The organism is Bacillus sp. RB3 (assembly GCF_030164735.1).
In the GTDB taxonomy this organism is placed as follows: Bacteria; Bacillota; Bacilli; order Bacillales; family Bacillaceae_G; genus Bacillus_A; species Bacillus_A cereus.
This window is the reverse complement of the sequence record NZ_JASNGE010000005.1, coordinates 56199-76361: the sequence shown is the minus strand read 5'-3', so window position 1 is coordinate 76361 and position 20163 is coordinate 56199. Positions and strand designations below refer to the sequence as shown.

Sequence of the window (20163 nt, the reverse complement as noted above, 5' to 3'; positions counted from 1 at the left end):
CTTCCCCCTTATATGATTGATACGTTTTTTGTACAAACTACTTTTTTTATTATATATACTGCCTGTTCTAACTCTTCATTCGTGACAATGAGTGGCGGTAATAGTCTTATCACATTAGGACCTGCTTGTAATACGAGAAGTCCTTCGTTTTCTAGTTGTTCTATAAAACTTGCAACTTCATGCTTACACTCAATCCCAATCATAAGCCCCTTACCACGTATATTTTGAATACATTCGACATGCTGTAATTCCTCTTGCAACTTCTCTAATACGTACTCGCCTTTTTCTTGTACTTCTTTTAAAAACGATGGTTTTTTACTTACTTGCAATACTTCTTTCGCTGCAGCCATCGCGATGTAATTCCCGCCAAAAGTTGAACCGTGTGATCCTGCAGGAAACGACGCTCCGAGCTCTTTCCGGCCAATCATCGCTCCGACAGGAATCCCATTCCCAAGCGCCTTTGCAACGGTAACGATATCAGGCTCTATTCCCACTTGTTCATAAGCGAATAGTGTTCCAGTTCTTCCTATCCCCGTTTGTACTTCGTCTATAATAAATAAGGAACCGAACTTATTACATAATGTTTCAATCTCTTTCAAAAAAGATAGATCAGCAGGTATTACTCCTCCCTCTCCTTGAACAACTTCTACCATTACCGCCGCAACTTCTTCATTCATTACTTCCTCTAATGCTTTAATATCGTTAAAAGGGATATGTAAAAAAGATGGAAGTAATGGACCAAATCCTTCTTTTACCTTATCTTGGCCCGTTGCACTCATCGTTCCAAATGTTCTACCGTGAAAAGACTGCTGGCATGTTACGACGAGAGATTTTCCAGTATGCTTACGTGCTAACTTTAAAGCCGCTTCATTTGCCTCTGCCCCACTATTACAGAAAAACACATAATCTAATTCTCTATTTTCTGTTAATAATGACGCAACTTCTTCTTGCAAGCTGTTTGTAAACAGGTTAGATATATGCCATATATCATCAAGTTGCTCTTGTACACCTTTGAGAACAGTAGGGTGACAATGTCCTAAATTACATACGCCAATTCCTGATGTGAAATCTAAATATTCCTTACCGTTATTATCAATAACTTTCGTTCCAGTTCCCTTTACAAACTCAATAGTTCTTCTGCCATACGTTTGAAAAAGATGACTCGTCATGCAATACTCACACCTTTCGTTACCGTCGTTCCAATACACTCTCCCGTAACCTCAGTAAAATCTTTTGTACCATTCACAATACTTATCTTTTGCACTCCCATTTTTAATGATGCTAGTGCCGCCTGTACTTTCGGAATCATCCCACCTGTAATAACACCTGTTTCTATAAAAGTAGCAATTTCAGATTCATCCGTTTCCTTTACCAAATTCCCTTCATGTAATATTCCATCTACATCCGTAATAAAAATAAGCTCTTTTGCCCCTAACGCAGCCGCAATCCCAGCTGCAGCATTGTCCGCATTTATGTTATAAACTTCATTACCATTTACCCCGATTGGAGCAATAACAGGAATATACTCCATATTCATTAATCCTTTTAATAAGGCTGTTTCTACATAACTTACTTCCCCCACATATCCTATCTCTTCACTGACAGGTTGAACTTGAAGTAAATTGCCGTCACATCCTGAACAACCTACCGCAAGTAAATTATGCTTTTGTAAATTCATTACGAGTTTTTTATTCGTACTTCCGCATAGCACCATTTGAACAACATCCATAACTTCTTTTGGTGTTACGCGTAATCCATCTCTTTTTTCTACGTTGATGTTACAATCTTTTAATTTGGCATCAATTTCTGGCCCACCACCATGAACAATCACTACTTTATACTTCTGTTGCAATTTCTTTATACATTCAAAAAACACAGCTTTTAATTGATTCAACATACTACCGCCGCATTTCACTACAATATATTCGCTCATCTTCTCTCTCCTTATGTACGATAACAAGCGTTTATTTTCACATATTCATAGCTTAAGTCACAGCCCCAAGCTGATCCTGTCTCTTCTCCTAAGTGTAAGTACACATTAATGACTATTTCATCTACTTGTAATCTCTCTTTCATTTCTTCTTCAGAAAATGTTTGAGGCTCACTATTTTTTAATACCAATATAGATTGAAGAGTAATGTCAATTGTATTCGGACTAATAGCTACTTCACTTTGTCCAATACTGCTAATAATTCGTCCCCAGTTTGGGTCTTCACCATGTATTGCTGTTTTCACAAGACTCGAACCGACTATTTGCTTTGCAATTTTTTTTGCCTCTTCATTCGTTTGAGCTCCTAGCACATTTACTTCTATTAACTTCGTAGCGCCTTCACCATCTTGCGCAATTTTTTTTGCTAAATCTTCACATACCTTCTGTAAAGCACATACGAAAGTTTCCCAATCTGTATGTTCCATATTTATCGGCCTTGTTTCTGATAATCCACTTGCCATAACGATGACCATATCATTCGTAGAAGTATCTCCATCTACCGTAATTTGATTAAATGTATGATTCGTAATTTGGGATAATGCCGTTTGCAATACGTCATGCTCTATATGAGCATCTGTCGTAATAAAACTAAGCATCGTTGCCATATTCGGATGAATCATCCCTGAACCTTTTGCAACACCCGCAATCTTCACTTTCTTCCCATCAATAATCATTTCATAGCAAGTTTCTTTCGTTATGAGATCCGTCGTTAAAATTGCTTCAGAAAAAGAATATGCTTCACTTTCTTCCTTCGTCGGTATAAGAGTTGCAACTCCCTTTCGGATTATATCCATCGGCAGCGGAACACCAATTACACCTGTTGAAGCTACTGCAACGTAATTTTCTTTCAACCCAAAATGTTCCGCCCCTAATGTGCGCATCTCGTATGCGTCTTGTAATCCTTTCATTCCAGTACAAGCATTTGCATTTCCACTATTAACGATAATTGCTTGTAACTTCCCTTCTGCCGTTATACTATCCTTCGTTACTTGCAAAGGGGCTGCTTGTATTTGATTCGTTGTATACACAGCGGCACATGATGCTGGTACGTCACAAACGATTGCCCCTAAATCCTTTTTCTCCTTTTTCAGACCATTTGCAGTACCAATTGCCGAAAAGCCTTTCGGCGTTACAATTGAACCATTTTCTAATTTTGTAATAGACGCTACTTTAATCATCATGTCCCCCTTATAGATAAAGCGGCATATGTTGTAAACCTGTTGTCTCTTCTAGTCCCGCTATTATGTTTGCATTTTGAATCGCTTGCCCAGCCGCGCCTTTCATCATATTGTCTATAACAGAAACGACCGTAACTCTTTCTGTTCTTTCATCGTAAGCTATGCCAATATCACAATAATTTGAGCCTCTCACTTCTTTTGGACTTGGAAATTTCCCTTGCGTACAAATTCGGATGAAAGGCGATTGTTCATACGTTTCTTCATACAATTTTTGAAGTTGCTTTATTTCCATCTTTTGTTTTACTTTTGCATAAAGTGTAATCATGATTCCTCGTGATATCGGTATTAAATGTGTGCTAAATGTAATTGGCTGTAATTCACTATTCCATTCTGTAAGCATTTGCTCAATCTCTGGAACGTGCTGATGCTGGTTTACTTTATAGATGTGTAAGTTATCGTATAGCTCAGGAAAATGAGTCATTGTTGTTGGTGTTTTACCTGCTCCTGATACCCCTGATTTCGCGTCAATAATAATCGAATCTTCTTCAATCCTGCTACTACGTACTAACGGTGCTATCGCTAGCAATGTGGCTGTAGCAAAACATCCTGGGTTTGCAATTAAATTTGCCTTTTGAATCTCAGTCCTTTTCCATTCACTTAACCCATACACTGCTTTTCTAAGAATTTCTTCTTTCGCTGCTGGCCTTTTATACCACAGTTCATATGACGAAGGATCTATCATACGAAAGTCTCCAGATAGGTCAATTACTTTTAAACCTTCTGCTAATAACTTGGGAGTTAACTCCGCCGATACTCCTGCTGGTGTTGCTAGAAATACGATTTCTGCTTCTTTCCCTATTGTCTCCACATCAATTTCTTGTAACGTATGAACGAGGACATTTCGAAGATGCGGATATACATTTGTTATACACTCACCAACTTGTGAAAAAGAATGAAGAGATGCTATAGAAAAATATGGATGTTGTTCTAATAAACGAATTAACTCAATGCCCCCATATCCAGTGGCTCCAATAATTGCGACTTTCATAAGTTCCTCCTCAAATCGATTCTTTAAATTAAGTATGATTATAATATTGTATATTTATAGAGTCAATTAAATATTTATAAATTTCACAAACTTAAAAAACTTAATTTTACTAGAAAAACAATATACACAACCGGATTTTTATACAAAAATAGTGCATGGTAGTTTTTTTATTTCACTTCAAGTACAATAAAACAATACATACGTACATACAGGCGGGAAAAAATATGAACGAAAAATTAATTGAGAAAATGATTATAAAAAGTTTTCAGCAATATCAATGCAGTCCAATATCAAAAGAAGATCAGGAAATGCTAGTGAAACATATTCAAAGGGTGACTCATTCAAATATTGAAATTGATTTATACGAGGAGATTGAGGATATTGTTTATGATTATGTGACTGGAAAACAATAAAAAATAGGAGATTTCCATGTGGAAATCTCCTATTTTTTACTTAATGATTTACCTGCTACACGTTCAAATAAACCTGGAAATAAAGCATAAAGTTTCGGGCCAATTCCCATCCACTTCGGTAAGTTTACTTCACGTTTTTTCGTGTGCATCGACTTTACGATTTGTTCTGCTACGTATGTTGGTTTTAACATGTAACGTCCCATATTCTTTACATAGGTACCAGATTGATCCGCTATTTCAAAAAAGTTTGTATCTATCGGACCTGGATTAATTGCTGTAACATAAATATCTGTATTCGCTAATTCCATGCGTAAACTATTCGTAAATCCTAATACAGCATGTTTCGTTGCTGCATACGCACTTGATTTCGGAGTTGCAATTTTTCCGGCAAGGGAAGCAATATTAATAATATGTCCTTCGTTCTTGTTTACCATATAAGGTAGTACCGCTTTCGTACATGCTACTAATCCAAATACATTTACTTGGAACATATCTTTCACTTCATCCATTGACGCATCTTCAAACGTTTTAAAAATACCAAATCCCGCATTGTTTACTAATATATCAATACGTCCCACTTCTTGTAATACCTTTGAAAAAACAGACTGTACTTCCATCTCTTCACTTACATCTAATACATAATAATAGCAAGGCGTATTATAAGTTTCTTTAATTTTGTCTACTAACGCTTGTAGTTTCTCTTCTGTTCGAGCCATTAATACGGGAGTCGCTCCCCGTGCTGCAACTTGCATTGCAACTTGCTCACCAATCCCACTAGAAGCACCTGTAATGACGATTACTTTATTTTGTAAACGTCCTGTCATTGCTGTCACCTACTTTGCATAATAAATCAATTGTTGCGATGATTCATCAATCATCACTTGTTGATTATATGCTAAATAGTCCAATTGTCCAACCGTTTCTGAAATAGTAAGTGGTAATTGTTCTTTATATAATACCGGAAATAGTTTTACACATACTTCAAATGCTGTCATTGGTTTTTCCTTTAATAACTCAAGCACTTTAAAAGCACGTGTTTCTTGCTTTTGTAATCTCGTTTCAATAAGTTGTTTCACATTTAGAACATCTTCCCCATGCCCTGATAAAATGCGTGAAATATTCATTTCGCTTAAACGCTGTAATGTTTGATTATATTGTAGTAATGGGCGTGCCCGTTCTGTTTGCCCTTCATATGGTGGTTCTAGTATTGGATTCGAAGAAATATGACTGATGAGAGCATCTCCACCAATTAATATTCCATCAGATTCTCTATATAAAGAAATATGAGTAGAAGCATGACCTGGTGTTTCAAGTACTATAAATCCAGGCAAAGAATCAATACGATCTCCTTCTCTCACAGTATGCGTTAACGATCTATTACAAGAATATTTAAGTGTCCTCGTCGTCAATAACGACTCGTCTTTCAAAAATGCTGCTGGCACACCAAACTGTAAGGCCGTCTCTCTAAAAAATTCATGATACCGCTTTAAAAATTCTGGATTTTGTGTGATCCAAGGCTCATTCCAAGGATGTCCAATAATATTCGTCTTCTCAGAAAATATATTTAAAAGTCCACAATGATCTGCATGATGATGCGTAATGACTACTGTTTCAATATCTTCTATCGTATGTCCTAATGTACCTAATTGACTTTCTAACGCATTCCTTGCCTCTTCTGTATTCGTCCCTGTATCAATTAATGTTAATGTCTCCCCCTCAACTAAAAACACATTCACAGTTTCCACTGCAAATGGTACAGGAATCTCCATTCGGTGAATCGCCGTCATGCTTAGCCCCCCTGTCTCTTTCCGGTTCAAAAATGAATACTTCTTCAGTTTACAACTTCTATATATATTTGTCATTATTTTCAGATAAAAAGAGGTGTTTCCTATAAAAAAACGAATGTATGTACATTTATAAGAATTTCTAACCAAAATTAAAGGAGGAACATCATGTCTATTCAAAACATTTCCTTTCTCGGTGCAGGCTCTATTGCCGAAGCTATTATTGGTGGCTTGTTACATGCAAATGTCGTTAAAGGTGAACAAATTACTGTAAGTAATCGTTCTAACGAGACAAGATTACAAGAGCTACATAAAAAATACGGTGTCAAAGGTACTCATAATAAAAAAGAATTACTTACTGATGCAAATATTCTTTTTCTAGCAATGAAACCAAAGGATGTTGCAGAGGCGCTTACCCCTTTTAAAGAATACATAAATAATAACGTGCTTATTATTTCATTACTAGCAGGTGTTTCTACTCACTCAATTAGAAAACTACTTCAAAAAGACGTTCCAATTATTCGTGCAATGCCAAATACATCCGCAGCCATTTTAAAATCAGCTACCGCTATCTCCCCTTCAAAACATGCAACAGCGGAACATATTCACACTGCAACATCTTTATTTGAAACGATTGGTCTCGTCTCTGTTGTAGAGGAAGAAGATATGCATGCTGTCACTGCATTATCCGGAAGTGGACCTGCTTATATTTATTACGTAGTGGAAGCTATGGAAGAAGCTGCAACAAAAATTGGTTTAAAAGAAGATGTTGCAAAATCACTTATTCTTCAAACGATGATTGGTGCTGCTGAAATGTTAAAAGCAAGTGACAAACACCCTTCTATTTTGCGAAAGGAAATTACTTCTCCTGGTGGAACTACTGAGGCAGGTATTGAAGTATTACAAGAACATAAATTTCAACAAGCACTTGTTTCTTGTATTACACAGGCAACGAAACGATCACATAATCTTGGAAAAACATTAGAACAACTAACAAAAGAAAAATAGAAAAAGGAGCTCAAGTTTATTTGAGCTCCTTTTTCTATAATTACACTTAGTTATTGTTCTTCCCAAAAATCTCTTCTTGCAGGCGACGACCAGTCGGCGTTGCTGCAAGTCCACCTTCTGCTGTTTCACGAAGTGCTACTGGCATCGTTTGTCCGATTCTAAACATTGCCTCAATTACTTCATCACATGGAATTGTACTCGTTACACCAGCTAATGCTAAATCTGCTGAGATCATCGCATTTGCAGCTCCTGCTGCATTACGTTTTACACAAGGTACTTCTACAAGTCCTGCAACAGGATCACACACTAAACCAAGCATGTTCTTTAATGAAATTGCCATCGCTGTAGCTGCTTGATCTTGTGTTCCACCAGCCATCTCAACTGCAGCTGCAGCCGCCATTCCACTTGCTGAACCAACTTCAGCTTGGCATCCTCCTGCCGCACCAGAAATACAAGCGTTATTCGCAACAACCATACCGAAAGCTCCTGCTGTAAATAAGAATTCAATCATTTCTTCACGTGTAGGCTGCAATTTTTCTCTTAGTGCAAATAGTACACCTGGCACTGTTCCAGCAGACCCTGCTGTTGGTGTTGCACAAATAATTCCCATCGCTGCGTTTACTTCATTTGTTGCAACAGCTTTGCTTACCGCATCCAAAATCGTATCTCCAGATAAGCCTTTTCCACTCTTCATATACGCTTGAACTTTTACAGCATCTCCACCAGTTAAACCAGTTGGTGATTTCACGCCGCGAATACCACGTTCTACTGCTTGCTCCATCACTACTAAGTTCTTTTCCATACCAGCAATTACTTCTTCACGTGAAATACTTCTTGTTTCCATTTCACATTGAATCATAATTTCTGCGATTTTTACATTTTGTTCTTTAGCTTGCGCCACTAGTTCCGCTGCGTTCCGAAACATGGTGTGTCCCCCCTGCAATTATTCCATAATAGTTACTTGACAAATATTTTGTTGCGCTTTTATTTCTTCAATTACTTCATCTGCTAATAATTCATCTGTTTCGATGACCATAAGCGCTCTTCTTCCTTTTTCTTTACGAGATACACTCATCGTACTAATGTTAATCTCATGTTTCGCAAGGATTGAAGCTACCGCTGCAATAGCACCAAAGCGATCGTTATTTACAATAAGTAGTGCTGGGCTCGTGCCTGATAATTGAAGATCGAATCCGTTTAATTCTACAACTTCAATTTTACCGCCACCAATTGAGCAAGCAACAACTTCAATTTCATCTTCACCTTTATACAAACGAATTCTCGCTGTATTTGGATGAGGTGCATTGGCATCTTCTTCAATGAATTCCACTTCAATTTCGCGCTCTTTTGCTATTTCTAGCGCCTCTGGAATACGTAAGTCATCTGTTTCAAATCCTAATATTCCACCGATTAGTGCTACATCCGTACCATGCCCTCGATACGTCTTTGCAAATGATCCATATAACGAAATGCTTACTCTTTCTGGTTCATGACGAAACAGCTGGCGAGCAACTTGCCCCATTCTTGCCGCGCCTGCTGTATGTGAACTTGATGGTCCAATCATAACTGGACCGATAATATCAAATACTGAGCGATACTTCATCATAACTCCCCCTAAACCTCTATGAAAAAAATTTATTCTACTATTCTATTAAGCTGCTACATCTGTCGCTTTTCCAGTTGTACCACGAATTTGTTCTGCTATACGAATTGGATAGTTTTTGAATAAAAGTAATCCAATATAACCTGAAATAATACCAGTTATCATAATACATAAGAATCTTAGCATTATTTTCATTTAAAAATGATACAAGATAATCCACAATAAAGTCTGGTAGCAATCCAAAGTTTAACACAGAAGCCATTGCAAGCATAGCATAAACAAGTGATATAACCATTGCTAATGCAACTAAATTTGCACCCGCTATTCCACCTAGACTACCTGCTGATGTTCTGAACTCTTTTAAAGAGTGGTATACCAATTAAATCTCCACCACCTTATTAATAAAAAGCTTCAACTAAGGAACTTGCAATAGATACACTCGCTAATCATATCGTTTAGCTAAAAAGTGAAAAAGACTTATGACAAATAATAGTAATATCTTTCCTATTATAATTCTCGTGTTACTCTCTCATGATTTAGTCAACTTCACTTGTTACGATAATGACTAAAATACATGTGACTTATCATAAATTATAATCTGCCCTCATTATAGCTTGTTTTTTATAAAACGCTTACTTTTGTTGAATTTTAAAAGTTCTGAATAAAAGTCCATTTCTGCTATTTGTATCACTTGTATGTCATCTGACTTATATAACAGTTTTTCTAAATAATCATTATTTCGTATTTTTATCCTATATATTCAAACCATCCTAATTTTCTGTATCATCCAAGTATAAGTATAAAATAATAACAGTTTTATTTTTAAATTTTTTTAGACATAAAAAAATGGTAACCCGCCGTTACCATTTTTTATAAAATTATCATTTTTCTACTGGGAATGATTTCAAATCCGTCGCTATTTCTGTATTAGAAAACAACTCTCTAGCCTCTTTCAATAATTCCTTATATGTATCTCCTTGATAGCGAGAACTAATGTGAGTTAATATTAGTCGCTTCGCATTTGCCTGAAGTGCAATGCTCGCAGCTTGCTTAGATGTAGAATGAAAATAATCATACGCTTGTTGCTCATCTTCTGCTGCGAAAGTCGCTTCATGGACAAGTACATCTGCATCTTGCGCAAGCTCCCTACTCGCTTCGCAATATCGCGTATCACCTAAGATAGTAATAATTCTTCCTTTTTGAGGTGGGCCGATAAACTCATTTCCATTTAATATCGTGCCATCCTCTAATTCAACTGCTTCACCATCTTTTAAACGTTTAAAGATTGGACCTGGTTTCACACCCATCTCAAGCAACTTATCAACTAAAAGAGCACCTTGTATATCTTTCTCTACAATACGATACCCAAAACATTCTATACCGTGTGACAATCTTTTCGTTTCTACATAAAATTCATTATCTTCAAATACGGTACCTTCTTCTGTTATCTCCACAACTTCAAGTGGATATTTCACATGTGTCGTACTTACCGATAATGCCACTTCAATAAATTGTTTAATTCCTTTCGGTCCATACACCGTTAAAGGCGTAGTTCCTCCTTGAAATGAACGGCTACCTAATAAACCAGGCAATCCAAAAATATGATCGCCATGTAAATGCGTAATAAATATTTTTTCAATGCGGCGCGGACGTACAGATGTATGTAATATTTGATGTTGCGTGGCCTCGCCACAATCAAATAACCAAGTTTGTCCTCGTTCTTCTAACAATTGTAAAGCAATTGCTGAAACGTTCCTTCCTTTTGAAGGAACACCTGCACCAGTTCCTAAAAATACAAATTCCACTTTCTTTCCTCCAGCTCTAAATATACTCTATCTCTCATCTTACGGAATGTTATTTCAAATGGCAAATTGAATTTACATAACCAATCATCTAGACAACTATATAACACGAACGTTACACTTAAAAAATTTAGCCATCGTTCGTGTTTTATGGTAAAATGATTATACTACATTTTAAGGGAGCGTTTTATTATGAAAGAAGTATTTCGTTTACAAACTGATTTTTCATCTTCATTTGATCGCTGGGTAAGTTCTTTCGTGTCTGATCACCCAGCACAATTAGAATGGACAACTTTAAAGGAATTAATCCATGAATATACAACATCACATACAAATGATACGTTACCAGCATATATTTCTTCAGCTTTAACATATTACGCCCAACGTGTTTCAACTACAAACAGTTCAGAGATTGTTATTTTTGAAAACCCTACAATCTCGTAATCTATAATAAAAAAGCACTGGTTACAGTGCTTTTTTATTTATACTTATTTAACAAATGATCATATTCCGTCCAAAAGTCGGTATACATACTTCGCTCAAACTCATTTGAAATTATCTTTTCACTTGATTTATTAAATAATTCTTTTGCTTGTAGTGCAAAAGAAGCAATTTGTTTTCTATATTCATTTTCATTCAATTCTATATGAAGTCCTTCATAGTAGATAGCCTTTTGATTAGTAGAAATAACTTTGACAAAGTCCTTTAAAATCACGTTTTCACCTATATGGTTTATAGTCCAATGAATTGAAATTGGGCATCCTAACATGAGCATAGTGCCACATCCGTGCAAAATAAGCCCCGCTTCATTTTCAATATCACAAATATATTCTTTATCTAAAGTTCGTAACAAAGCTAAAGCTGATTCACTTATTCCCCATTCCTCATCCATACCTGTCTGCGTAATAATCGTTCCAGCCACATTTAAATATATTTCTCCATGAGAACATAAATCTTCATGCTCATTAAACAACCATTTTTGATTCTCAATATTTATAATAAAATTTTGTGGTCCCATTACAAATTCCCCTTTTATAAAAATATTTTTTCCATATTATTCATAATCAATATCATGCATTTCATCCCACATATCTATTATAAATCTGTTTAATATTTTAAAAACACAGATAAAAAAGATATTGACACTACGATTTTACGGTGCTAACATTCAACATGTAATTGAATATGGTCTCTGTTAGGTGAGGCTCCTGTATAGAGAAACGCTGCTGCCCAAAAATGTCGAGAGACGCCAATGGGTCAACAGGAAAGGTCGGAATGAAGGCCTTTTTTAACGTAGCTGGTTTCAGTACCTATGCTATACAGTGCTAAAACTCAACGAGGGAGAGGTGCATGTATTTTGTCATACACAAAAACTGTTTTTATTTATGTCTACTAACAGTCTTTGTTGTGGACTCTTTTAACTGCGAATTCAGACCTTTACTCGTTTTGAGTAAAGGTCTTTTTACGTCTATATGCACCTTACTATGAAACAAACATAGCATATTCAGAAACTACTAAATTGTACGGAGGTGAGGAACAGTTGGCAATTGATGATTCGGCCCAGATACCCATACGTTTTACATTCATATTTCATCATGTAGGTAGGAAAGAAACTGTTCCTCACCATTTCAAATAGTTAGGTAACAGATTGTTTCCTCCTTCATGACAGAGGAGGAACTACCGATGTTTAATTTACAAAGACAAGAAACAAAGCATGCTTATGAGCAAGATAGCATGAAAACAAATAACGAATTATTAGTGGAGGTTGCAACACAAGATGTAAGCTCTGCGTTAAAACTTTTAGAAACAACACAAGATGGATTATCTAAACAAGAAGCGTCTCGCAGACTTTCTTTATATGGTCCGAATGAAATAGCTCATAATAAAATGGCGCCGTGGTACATTCAATTTCTATTGGCATTTAAAAATCCATTTATTTTCGTTTTATTAGCTCTTGGAGCACTCTCCTTTTTCACAGATGATATGCAAGGAACGATTGTCGTATCTGTAATGGTCCTACTTAGTGCAACGATTCGGTTTTCCCAAGAATTTCGTTCTCAAAAAGCTGCCGATAAGTTAAAAGCTATGGTTCGAACAACTGCGAGCGTATTTAGAATAAATGGATTTGTACATGAAACAAAAAATGTAAAAAATTTAAACCGAAATTACACAACAGAAATTCCAATTGAGGAACTTGTACCTGGCGATATTATTTCCCTTTCAGCTGGTGATATCGTTCCAGCTGATGTGCGTGTTGTATCCGCTAAAGATTTATTTGTTAATCAATCTTCTTTGACAGGGGAAGCACTTCCTGTAGAAAAATACGAACACTGCTACCATACAGAAAATAAGCATATCTTACCGAAAAACATGAAAAAAAATTACAATCCACTCGATATGGAAAACCTTTGTTTCATGGGAACAAATATTGTAAGTGGTAGCGCAAAAGCTGTTGTCATCTCAACAAGTACCGATACGTATTTCGGCTCTTTAGCAAATAAGGTAATTGGAAAGCGTGTAGAAACAAGCTTTGATAAAGGTGTAAACAAAGTAAGCTGGCTCTTAATTACATTCATGCTTATTATGGCACCTATTGTCCTTCTCATTAATGGATTCACAAAAGGAGATTGGCAAGAAGCTTTCTTCTTCGCTATTGCCGTTGCTGTTGGCCTTACACCTGAAATGTTACCAATGATTGTAACTGCTAATTTAGCTAAAGGTGCCGTTAACATGTCTAAACAAAAAGTAATTGTAAAACAGCTAAATTCTATTCAAAACTTAGGTGCTATGAACATTCTTTGTACAGATAAAACCGGAACTTTAACAGAAGATAAAGTGGTCCTTGTTCGTCACTTAGATCCCAAGGGAAATGAATGCAATCGCGTCTTGCAATTTGCCTATTTAAATAGTTTCTATCAAACTGGATTGAAAAATTTAATAGATAAAGCTGTTATTAAGCATACAGAGGAAAACAATAAATTTAATCCATCAGCTTTTCAAAAGCTAGATGAAATTCCATTCGATTTCGCCCGCCGGCGTATGTCAGTTATCGTAAAGGATATTTCAGGTGAACATACAATGGTTTGTAAAGGTGCCGTAGAAGAAATTTTATCAATTTGTAACTACACCGAAGTGGATGAAAAAGTCGTTCCACTCACCGAGGAAATACGTTCAAATGTCAAAAAACTAAGTGAGACATTAAATAGTGAAGGTATGCGGGTTATTGCTGTGGCTTATAAAAAAGATAGAAGAATAAATGATACAGAGTACGCAGTAAAAGACGAAACTGATATGATTCTCAGTGGATATATCGGCTTTTTAGATCCACCGAAACCATCTGCAGCAGCTGCAATTCAAGCATTACAAAAACATGGTGTACAAGTGAAAATTTTAACTGGCGATAACGAAATTGTTACAAGAAAGGTTTGTAAAGAAGTTGGATTAGATATCGGCGAACCAATCCTCGGTTACGAGATTGATTCTTTACCAGATAAAGCATTAGCAAAACTTGCTGAAGAAACGACTGTATTTGCGAAGCTTAATCCAATGCAAAAATCTCGTATTATACACGCATTACAAGGAAATGGACACACTGTAGGTTACATGGGAGACGGCATTAACGATGCTGTAGCATTACGTGAAGCTGATGTCGGAATATCTGTTAATACTGCTACTGATATTGCGAAAGAAGCTTCCGATATTATTCTACTCGAAAAAAGTTTAACTATATTAGAAGCAGGTATTTTAGAAGGACGTACTACATTCGGAAATATTTTAAAATATATTAAGATGACAGCTAGCTCTAACTTCGGTAATGTGTTTAGCGTGTTAGTAGCAAGTGCTTTCATTCCTTTTTTACCGATGCTTGCCATTCATCTTTTAATTCAAAACTTACTTTATGATATTTCACAACTTTCTATTCCATGGGACAAAATGGATAAAGAGTTTCTAGAAAAACCACGAAAATGGGATACTGCAAACTTACGAAGCTTCATTATTTGTATCGGCCCAATTAGTTCCGTATTTGATATTATCACATACGTAGTCATGTGGAATGTATTTGGTGCAAATACACCGAGCGAGCAATCATTATTCCAGTCCGGTTGGTTTGTCGTTGGATTGTTAACACAAACTTTAATTGTTCACATGATAAGAACACAAAAGATTCCATTTATTCAAAGCACTGCATCAACACCAGTCGTTTTATTAACCGCTCTTATTATGGCAATCGGGATTTATATTCCATTCTCACCACTTGGTGCAGCCGTTGGTTTGCAAGCATTGCCACTTAACTACTTCCCTTGGTTAGTAGGAATACTATTAGGCTACGCTTTTTTAACACAGTTCCTAAAAAAGCTTTATATTAAAAAGTTTCATAGCTGGTTGTAAAAATAAGAATGAGTGGGTATTCCCCGCTCATTCTAAAAAACATAACACATATTTATATATGGAGGTGACCATGATGGTATGGTACGACATTGTATTCAGATTAGTTATCGCAATTATTGTAGGAGCTTGCATTGGAATGGAAAGACAATGGAGACACCGAATGGCTGGGTTACGGACAAATGCTCTCGTATCACTTGGTGCCTGTATATTTGTTTTATTATCCGTCATGCTTGATCATGATGCTAGCCCATCCCGCATTGCTGCTCAAGTCGTTAGTGGCATTGGCTTTTTAGGGGGTGGCGTTATTATCCGCGATGGTTTTAGTATTAGAGGGCTAAATACGGCAGCTACTTTATGGTGTGCAGCTGCTGTCGGTACTCTTACAGGCGCCGGTTTCCTCGTTGCAGCTATATTAGGTGCAGCCGGCGTGTTACTAGCAAATATACTTCTTCGCCCAATTGCTCTTTTTATGAATAAAAAATCAAAAGAAGAATCACCAGAACAAACGAACTACTTACTTTCCCTTACTTGTTCAGAAGAACATGAAGCACATATTCGTTTTTTACTTATGCATATGGTAAGTACAGAAGGGCTCCGTTTAAAAGAATTGTATAGTGAAGATGTAGATTCTAATCAAAAAGTTTGTATACAGGCTACATTACATTGCAAGACAAATGCGGCTATCTTAATTGAAAAAATAGTAAGTAGAAAGCTATTAGAGTCTGGCGTTACTGGAGCTGGATGGAAGACTTCTTTAAATTTAGAAGCGAGTTAAATAGGAAAGGTGTCATGATTTTACTACTTCATGACACCTTCTACATAAACTTATTTTCTAACTTTTGTTGAAACGACTTCTCTTGCTTACGTAGTAGTTGACTACCTCGTTGTAAAATCGGTGTTCCATACTTATCATTAATTTGATCAATGACAGCAAGTAGTGGCTCTTTTTTCGCATCCTCTTCAAATGAAAACAAATCTAATTGTTTCACCGATTCTGTCTTCCACTCTATTTCAGTAGCTGTAACACCTAGTAAACGAACGGAATCACCATCCCAATGTTGCTTCCATAAACGGGATGCTGCTTGAAAAATATCGCGTTCTTCCCAAATTGCATTTTTCAATTGCTTACTCCGTGTTACTGTTCGCCTATCATGGTATTTAATCATAATTTGAATATTATAGCTGACAAGGGTTCGCTTTTGTAATCTTTTACTCACTGATTTTGATAAACGTTCTAACATATCAAGCAATTCTTTCTCTTCATCCATATCCTTTGAAAAAGTCATCGAGTTACCGACACTTTTATGTTGGCCCATTTGACTCGGATCCACTTCCCTATCATCCGTACCTTTTGCACGCTTTTGTAAATCAATACCGTGCTTCCCAATTTTAGCGCGAATGATATGCTCGTCTCCCTTCGCTAACTGTTCAATTGTATGTATATGAATTTCATTTAATTTTTCAGCTGTTTTTTCTCCAATCCCATGCATTGCTTCAACTGGAAGTGGCCAAATCATTTCTGGAATATCACGTTTTCGAAGTACGGTAATACCGAGAGGTTTTTTCATATCAGAAGCTGTTTTTGCTAGGAAAAGATTTGGAGCAATTCCGATACTACACGGAAGCTGCAACGCTGTTAATAGTGCTTGTTGAATCATCTTTGCTATTTCAAGAGGCGAACCAAGTGCGTAGCAATCTGTAATATCTAAATATCCTTCATCTATTGAGACTGGTTGTATCTTTTCTGTAAAACGGGAAAGGACTTGAAACATTTGAAATGAAGCTTCGCGATATAATGTGAAATTAGGACGCCTTACAACTAATTGCGGGCATAACCTTTTCGCTTCCCAAAGGGGCATCGTCGTACGTATTCCGTATTCTCTCGCCTCATAACTACATGTTATAATAATTCCTTTTCTCTCTTTTTCATTTCCAGCAACCGCTAATGGCTTTCCTTGTAATGATGGATCATGAGCAATTTCAACAGATGCGAAAAAGCAATTCATATCTACATGTAAAATAACACGACCATTTTTCGGATACATTTCTCGCATAGTACTCACTCCCTAATCAGAACGTTCGTTCTTTCATTATATCAAATTTTGCACAATAGTTATAATAATTACTTGTTCTTTTTTATAATCGATATAAAGAGGATATATATGTGAAAGGGTCTGATTATGATGAGATCAACTAATAAAGTGAAACTTTAATCAGCCCTCACCTAAATTCTTTACTTTCGCTGAATTTTGAGGTGGGGGGCTTACTGTCCGGCAAATAGCGGGATAAACTCAATTATACATTCCTTGTAGTTATATTAATCATTGCAATTAATTATTTACTACTTCCGATTTTCAATATGAATACGTTAGGATTATTCCTTCGTCTAGTACATGTAGCAACAACGTATATACTTCCATAGGTTTTCTTATATTGGCTTATACGTCTTGTCAAAGCAATCGAATCAAAATAAAAAGCGTGTAAATCACAATTGATTTACACGCTTTTTCTATTCCATTACTTCGCTACTTCTTCAATAATTGCAACAACTAATTCTGCTGTTTTTGCTAATTCTTCAACAGGAATCTTCTCGTTTGTTGTATGAATTTCTTCATAACCAACTGCTAAGTTAACTGTTGGGATACCATGTCCTGCAATTACGTTTGCATCACTTCCGCCACCACTTTGGTGAAGAGAAGGTGTACGACCAATTTTTTCAGCTGCACGTTTTGCAACTTCTACAACATGATCACCATCAGCAAATTTAAATCCTGGGTACATAACGTTTACTTCAACGTCTGCATGCCCGCCCATTTCTTTTGCAGTTGTTTCAAATGCTTCTTTCATTTTCGCAACTTGTGCTTCCATTTTCTCATTGATTAAAGAACGAGCTTCTGCAAAGATTTGTACATGATCGCAAACGATATTCGTTTGTGTACCACCTTCAAAACGTCCAATATTTGCAGTCGTTTCAGAGTCAATGCGACCAAGTGGCATCTTCGCAATTGCTTTCGCTGCGATAGTAATTGCAGATACACCTTTCTCCGGCGCTACACCAGCGTGAGCTGTTTTCCCGCGAATAATTGCGTTCACTTTCGCTTGTGTTGGAGCTGCAACAACGATTTCACCAACTTTTCCATCGCTATCTAATGCGTAGCCATATTTCGCTGTAATACGCTCACGGTCTAATGCTTTTGCACCAACAAGACCTGATTCTTCTCCGACTGTAATAATAAATTCAATTTTACCATGAGGGATATTTTTCTCTTTTAAAACACGGATTGCTTCGAACATTGATGCTAATCCAGCTTTATCATCCGCACCTAAAATTGTTGTACCATCTGATACGATATATCCATCTTTAATAGAAGGCTTAATTCCATTACCAGGAACTACTGTATCCATATGAGAAGTAAAGTAAATTGTATCAACACCATCTTTTGTTGCTGGTAAAGTACAAATTAAGTTACCTGCACCATGACCAGTTACAGCCATTGTGTCATCTTCAAATACTTCTACACCTAAATCTGTAAATTTCTTCGTTAATACTTTGCAGATTTCTGCTTCAAATTTCGTTTCAGAATCTACTTGTACTAATTCCATAAATTCATTTACTAAACGTTCTTGATTAATCATAAGACTGCGCCTCCTGCACTACCATTATGTATGTAACACTATTAATTATAACAGAATTTCGCAAAAGTTTCGAAATACAAGACAAAAAACAGATGGTTTACATGTCTAGATAACCATCTGCTTTCTATTACTCATTTAACAATACCCAGCGCATATGATCTTCCCACACGCCATTTACCATTAACATCTTCCTAGATACGCCTTCATATTGAAAACCTATCTTCGTTACTACTTGTATAGATGCTAAATTACGAGGCATAATCGGAGCTTCTATACGATGTAACTGAAATTCCCCAAAAGCAACTTGAATTGCTTTTCTAAGCGCTTCTGTCGTATACCCTTTGTTTAACTCTGCTTTATCTAATTTATAACTGAGTACACAAGATTGATAAATGCCACGAACGATTAAATTAAATGAAATACACCCAATTATTTTCGTATCATCACCCTTTTTAAAAATCCATAGTCTGATGATTTTCCCTTCTTCGAACTCTTTTCTATCCTTTTGCAACTTTTTCTTTTGATAATCTAGCGTAAAAAAATCATCCGGTCTATACTCTTCCCAAGCTTTTAAAAATTCACGATTTCTGTCGTAATATTGAAGAACTGTTTCAGCATACGACTCATCAATTTCCCTTAAGTATAAACGATCTGTTTCGTATATTTTCATCATCGTATCTCCATTCTTCAGCTTGCCCAACTAAAAATTAACAATATACCCTTTTACTATATTCTCTACACACTCTCAAATTTCCTGTTATATTTTGCAATCCCCTCCCGAATTTTGTCCTCACTCTCCCCTTGTCCATAATTTCATTTCTCGTTACAATGAAATTGTACTGATTTGCAAGGAGGTATAACGATGCATAAAAAAGCTCAAAAAGTTATGGTTTATGTGATGCTAATTTCTATGCTTGTAACAACATTACTTGCTGGCGCGAGTATGTTTTGGTAAAAAGGGCGATGTGTTCGTCCTTTTTTTACTTTTTACACATAACAAAATAAACCATCTCGACATCGAGATGGTTTATTTTATATAAAACACAATCGCTACAATACTAAAGGAAAATGACATTACAAGCGCTATTACAAAACTTGTATATTGTTTCTGCTGAAATGCCCCAATAACAAAAGTGAGATTAAGTAATGCCATACATACAATCGCTACAAGATAAGAACATATATTAAAAGTTGCCAATATGAATGTAATAACAAATAGAAATCCCATAAAAAACTGCATATACGAAAGTTTTGGATTCAAGTACATATGAGCAACCCCTTTATCTAATTTTATCTTTCTATACTCTCATTA

21 protein-coding genes and 1 riboswitch are annotated in these 20163 nt (G+C 36.2%); of the genes, 6 read left to right on the top strand and 15 right to left on the bottom strand.

Annotated features, from left to right (window positions below; translation table 11 throughout):
* Positions 1–8 precede the first annotated feature (8 nt).
* The 4 genes from QO049_RS09385 to argC are packed head-to-tail and all read right to left on the bottom strand — an operon-like array spanning position 9 to position 4216.
* Positions 9–1169, bottom strand: coding sequence for an acetylornithine transaminase (locus tag QO049_RS09385; protein ID WP_000200559.1), 1161 nt, complete (start codon positions 1167–1169; stop codon positions 9–11).
* Positions 1166–1933: an acetylglutamate kinase gene (argB, locus tag QO049_RS09380; RefSeq protein ID WP_000006080.1), complete on the bottom strand. Its 768-nt coding sequence runs from the start codon at positions 1931–1933 to the stop codon at positions 1166–1168. The genes QO049_RS09385 and argB overlap by 4 nt, the downstream gene beginning before the upstream one ends.
* 11 nt (positions 1934–1944) lie before the next feature.
* Positions 1945–3168, bottom strand: coding sequence for a bifunctional glutamate N-acetyltransferase/amino-acid acetyltransferase ArgJ (gene argJ / locus QO049_RS09375; RefSeq protein ID WP_134995732.1), 1224 nt, complete (start codon positions 3166–3168; stop codon positions 1945–1947).
* Between the two features lie 10 nt (positions 3169–3178).
* Entirely contained in the window at positions 3179–4216 is a 1038-nt protein-coding gene (gene argC, locus QO049_RS09370) for an N-acetyl-gamma-glutamyl-phosphate reductase (RefSeq protein ID WP_000861251.1), read from the bottom strand.
* Between the two features lie 224 nt (positions 4217–4440).
* Here argC and QO049_RS09365 point away from each other — a divergent pair, with 224 nt between their 5' ends.
* Positions 4441–4629 carry a YqzH family protein gene (locus tag QO049_RS09365; RefSeq protein ID WP_246961156.1) on the top strand — a complete coding sequence of 63 codons (189 nt, stop codon included), beginning with the start codon at positions 4441–4443 and terminating at the stop codon, positions 4627–4629.
* Between the two features lie 29 nt (positions 4630–4658).
* Here QO049_RS09365 and QO049_RS09360 read toward each other — a convergent pair whose 3' ends face one another.
* Together QO049_RS09360 and QO049_RS09355 are read right to left on the bottom strand one after the other, a co-directional pair.
* Positions 4659–5453, bottom strand: a complete 795-nt coding sequence (locus QO049_RS09360) for an SDR family NAD(P)-dependent oxidoreductase (protein WP_098294563.1) — start codon at positions 5451–5453, stop codon at positions 4659–4661.
* Between the two features lie 9 nt (positions 5454–5462).
* Positions 5463–6416 (bottom strand): MBL fold metallo-hydrolase, encoded by a 954-nt coding sequence (locus tag QO049_RS09355; protein ID WP_000125134.1) that lies wholly within the window; start codon positions 6414–6416, stop codon positions 5463–5465.
* 165 nt (positions 6417–6581) lie between these two features.
* Between QO049_RS09355 and proI the strand changes: the two genes are divergently transcribed.
* Positions 6582–7421, top strand: a complete 840-nt coding sequence (gene proI / locus QO049_RS09350) for a pyrroline-5-carboxylate reductase ProI (protein ID WP_000027253.1) — start codon at positions 6582–6584, stop codon at positions 7419–7421.
* 46 nt (positions 7422–7467) lie between these two features.
* Here the strand turns inward: proI and sdaAA are convergent, their stop codons facing one another.
* The 4 genes from sdaAA to rnz all read right to left on the bottom strand — a co-directional run bounded on the left by sdaAA (position 7468) and on the right by rnz (position 10829).
* Positions 7468–8346: an L-serine ammonia-lyase, iron-sulfur-dependent, subunit alpha gene (gene sdaAA / locus QO049_RS09345; protein WP_000489461.1), complete on the bottom strand. Its 879-nt coding sequence runs from the start codon at positions 8344–8346 to the stop codon at positions 7468–7470.
* An 18-nt stretch (positions 8347–8364) separates the two neighbouring features.
* A complete protein-coding gene (gene sdaAB, locus QO049_RS09340; RefSeq protein WP_000877445.1) occupies positions 8365–9024 on the bottom strand; it encodes an L-serine ammonia-lyase, iron-sulfur-dependent subunit beta in 660 nt (219 codons plus the stop codon).
* Between the two features lie 40 nt (positions 9025–9064).
* Positions 9065–9349, bottom strand: coding sequence for a hypothetical protein (locus QO049_RS09335; RefSeq protein ID WP_048567782.1), 285 nt, complete (start codon positions 9347–9349; stop codon positions 9065–9067).
* A 556-nt stretch (positions 9350–9905) separates the two neighbouring features.
* A complete protein-coding gene (rnz, locus tag QO049_RS09330) occupies positions 9906–10829 on the bottom strand; it encodes a ribonuclease Z (RefSeq protein ID WP_000397453.1) in 924 nt (307 codons plus the stop codon).
* Between the two features lie 189 nt (positions 10830–11018).
* On the opposite strand from rnz, the gene QO049_RS09325 reads away from it, so the two are divergent.
* Complete coding sequence (locus tag QO049_RS09325) at positions 11019–11270, top strand: DUF3932 family protein (protein ID WP_000665709.1); 252 nt, start codon at positions 11019–11021, stop codon at positions 11268–11270.
* Positions 11271–11304: 34 nt separating this feature from the next.
* Here the strand turns inward: QO049_RS09325 and QO049_RS09320 are convergent, their stop codons facing one another.
* Positions 11305–11844, bottom strand: coding sequence for a hypothetical protein (locus tag QO049_RS09320; RefSeq protein ID WP_000529164.1), 540 nt, complete (start codon positions 11842–11844; stop codon positions 11305–11307).
* A gap of 166 nt (positions 11845–12010) precedes the next feature.
* Positions 12011–12178, top strand: a riboswitch (M-box (ykoK) riboswitch).
* A 331-nt stretch (positions 12179–12509) separates the two neighbouring features.
* On the opposite strand from QO049_RS09320, the gene mgtA reads away from it, so the two are divergent.
* Together mgtA and QO049_RS09310 are read left to right on the top strand one after the other, a co-directional pair.
* Positions 12510–15215 carry a magnesium-translocating P-type ATPase gene (gene mgtA / locus QO049_RS09315; RefSeq protein WP_000482691.1) on the top strand — a complete coding sequence of 902 codons (2706 nt, stop codon included), beginning with the start codon at positions 12510–12512 and terminating at the stop codon, positions 15213–15215.
* 73 nt (positions 15216–15288) lie between these two features.
* Positions 15289–15990: an MgtC/SapB family protein gene (locus QO049_RS09310; RefSeq protein WP_284489258.1), complete on the top strand. Its 702-nt coding sequence runs from the start codon at positions 15289–15291 to the stop codon at positions 15988–15990.
* Between the two features lie 40 nt (positions 15991–16030).
* Here the strand turns inward: QO049_RS09310 and QO049_RS09305 are convergent, their stop codons facing one another.
* From QO049_RS09305 to QO049_RS09295, 3 genes are all read right to left on the bottom strand, one after another.
* A complete protein-coding gene (locus QO049_RS09305) occupies positions 16031–17269 on the bottom strand; it encodes a DNA polymerase IV (RefSeq protein WP_246961173.1) in 1239 nt (412 codons plus the stop codon).
* Between the two features lie 463 nt (positions 17270–17732).
* Positions 17733–18851 carry a tripeptidase T gene (locus QO049_RS09300; protein ID WP_000609803.1) on the bottom strand — a complete coding sequence of 373 codons (1119 nt, stop codon included), beginning with the start codon at positions 18849–18851 and terminating at the stop codon, positions 17733–17735.
* A gap of 127 nt (positions 18852–18978) precedes the next feature.
* Positions 18979–19524 carry a GNAT family N-acetyltransferase gene (locus tag QO049_RS09295; protein WP_001987197.1) on the bottom strand — a complete coding sequence of 182 codons (546 nt, stop codon included), beginning with the start codon at positions 19522–19524 and terminating at the stop codon, positions 18979–18981.
* 189 nt (positions 19525–19713) lie between these two features.
* Between QO049_RS09295 and prli42 the strand changes: the two genes are divergently transcribed.
* The gene (gene prli42, locus QO049_RS09290; protein WP_000549040.1) at positions 19714–19806 is read left to right on the top strand and encodes a stressosome-associated protein Prli42; all 93 of its coding nucleotides are present in this window, start codon (positions 19714–19716) and stop codon (positions 19804–19806) included.
* Positions 19807–19878: 72 nt separating this feature from the next.
* Here prli42 and QO049_RS09285 read toward each other — a convergent pair whose 3' ends face one another.
* Positions 19879–20118, bottom strand: a complete 240-nt coding sequence (locus QO049_RS09285; protein ID WP_000281167.1) for a DUF3894 domain-containing protein — start codon at positions 20116–20118, stop codon at positions 19879–19881.
* Positions 20119–20163: the final 45 nt, after the last annotated feature.

What these genes read in the sequence shown, in the direction of transcription:
- QO049_RS09295 (WP_001987197.1), bottom strand. Translation starts at nt 19,524, where the DNA reads ATGATGAAAATATACGAAACAGATCGTTTATACTTAAGGGAAATTGAT.
- QO049_RS09300 (WP_000609803.1), bottom strand. Translation starts at nt 18,851, where the DNA reads ATGATTAATCAAGAACGTTTAGTAAATGAATTTATGGAATTAGTACAA.
- QO049_RS09285 (WP_000281167.1), bottom strand. Translation starts at nt 20,118, where the DNA reads ATGTACTTGAATCCAAAACTTTCGTATATGCAGTTTTTTATGGGATTT.
- QO049_RS09325 (WP_000665709.1), top strand. Translation starts at nt 11,019, where the DNA reads ATGAAAGAAGTATTTCGTTTACAAACTGATTTTTCATCTTCATTTGAT.
- argJ (WP_134995732.1), bottom strand. Translation starts at nt 3,168, where the DNA reads ATGATTAAAGTAGCGTCTATTACAAAATTAGAAAATGGTTCAATTGTA.
- proI (WP_000027253.1), top strand. Translation starts at nt 6,582, where the DNA reads ATGTCTATTCAAAACATTTCCTTTCTCGGTGCAGGCTCTATTGCCGAA.
- sdaAB (WP_000877445.1), bottom strand. Translation starts at nt 9,024, where the DNA reads ATGAAGTATCGCTCAGTATTTGATATTATCGGTCCAGTTATGATTGGA.
- QO049_RS09305 (WP_246961173.1), bottom strand. Translation starts at nt 17,269, where the DNA reads ATGCGAGAAATGTATCCGAAAAATGGTCGTGTTATTTTACATGTAGAT.
- sdaAA (WP_000489461.1), bottom strand. Translation starts at nt 8,346, where the DNA reads ATGTTTCGGAACGCAGCGGAACTAGTGGCGCAAGCTAAAGAACAAAAT.
- QO049_RS09365 (WP_246961156.1), top strand. Translation starts at nt 4,441, where the DNA reads ATGAACGAAAAATTAATTGAGAAAATGATTATAAAAAGTTTTCAGCAA.
- argC (WP_000861251.1), bottom strand. Translation starts at nt 4,216, where the DNA reads ATGAAAGTCGCAATTATTGGAGCCACTGGATATGGGGGCATTGAGTTA.
- QO049_RS09320 (WP_000529164.1), bottom strand. Translation starts at nt 11,844, where the DNA reads ATGGGACCACAAAATTTTATTATAAATATTGAGAATCAAAAATGGTTG.
- QO049_RS09385 (WP_000200559.1), bottom strand. Translation starts at nt 1,169, where the DNA reads ATGACGAGTCATCTTTTTCAAACGTATGGCAGAAGAACTATTGAGTTT.
- prli42 (WP_000549040.1), top strand. Translation starts at nt 19,714, where the DNA reads ATGCATAAAAAAGCTCAAAAAGTTATGGTTTATGTGATGCTAATTTCT.
- mgtA (WP_000482691.1), top strand. Translation starts at nt 12,510, where the DNA reads ATGTTTAATTTACAAAGACAAGAAACAAAGCATGCTTATGAGCAAGAT.
- QO049_RS09310 (WP_284489258.1), top strand. Translation starts at nt 15,289, where the DNA reads ATGGTATGGTACGACATTGTATTCAGATTAGTTATCGCAATTATTGTA.
- QO049_RS09360 (WP_098294563.1), bottom strand. Translation starts at nt 5,453, where the DNA reads ATGACAGGACGTTTACAAAATAAAGTAATCGTCATTACAGGTGCTTCT.
- QO049_RS09355 (WP_000125134.1), bottom strand. Translation starts at nt 6,416, where the DNA reads ATGACGGCGATTCACCGAATGGAGATTCCTGTACCATTTGCAGTGGAA.
- argB (WP_000006080.1), bottom strand. Translation starts at nt 1,933, where the DNA reads ATGAGCGAATATATTGTAGTGAAATGCGGCGGTAGTATGTTGAATCAA.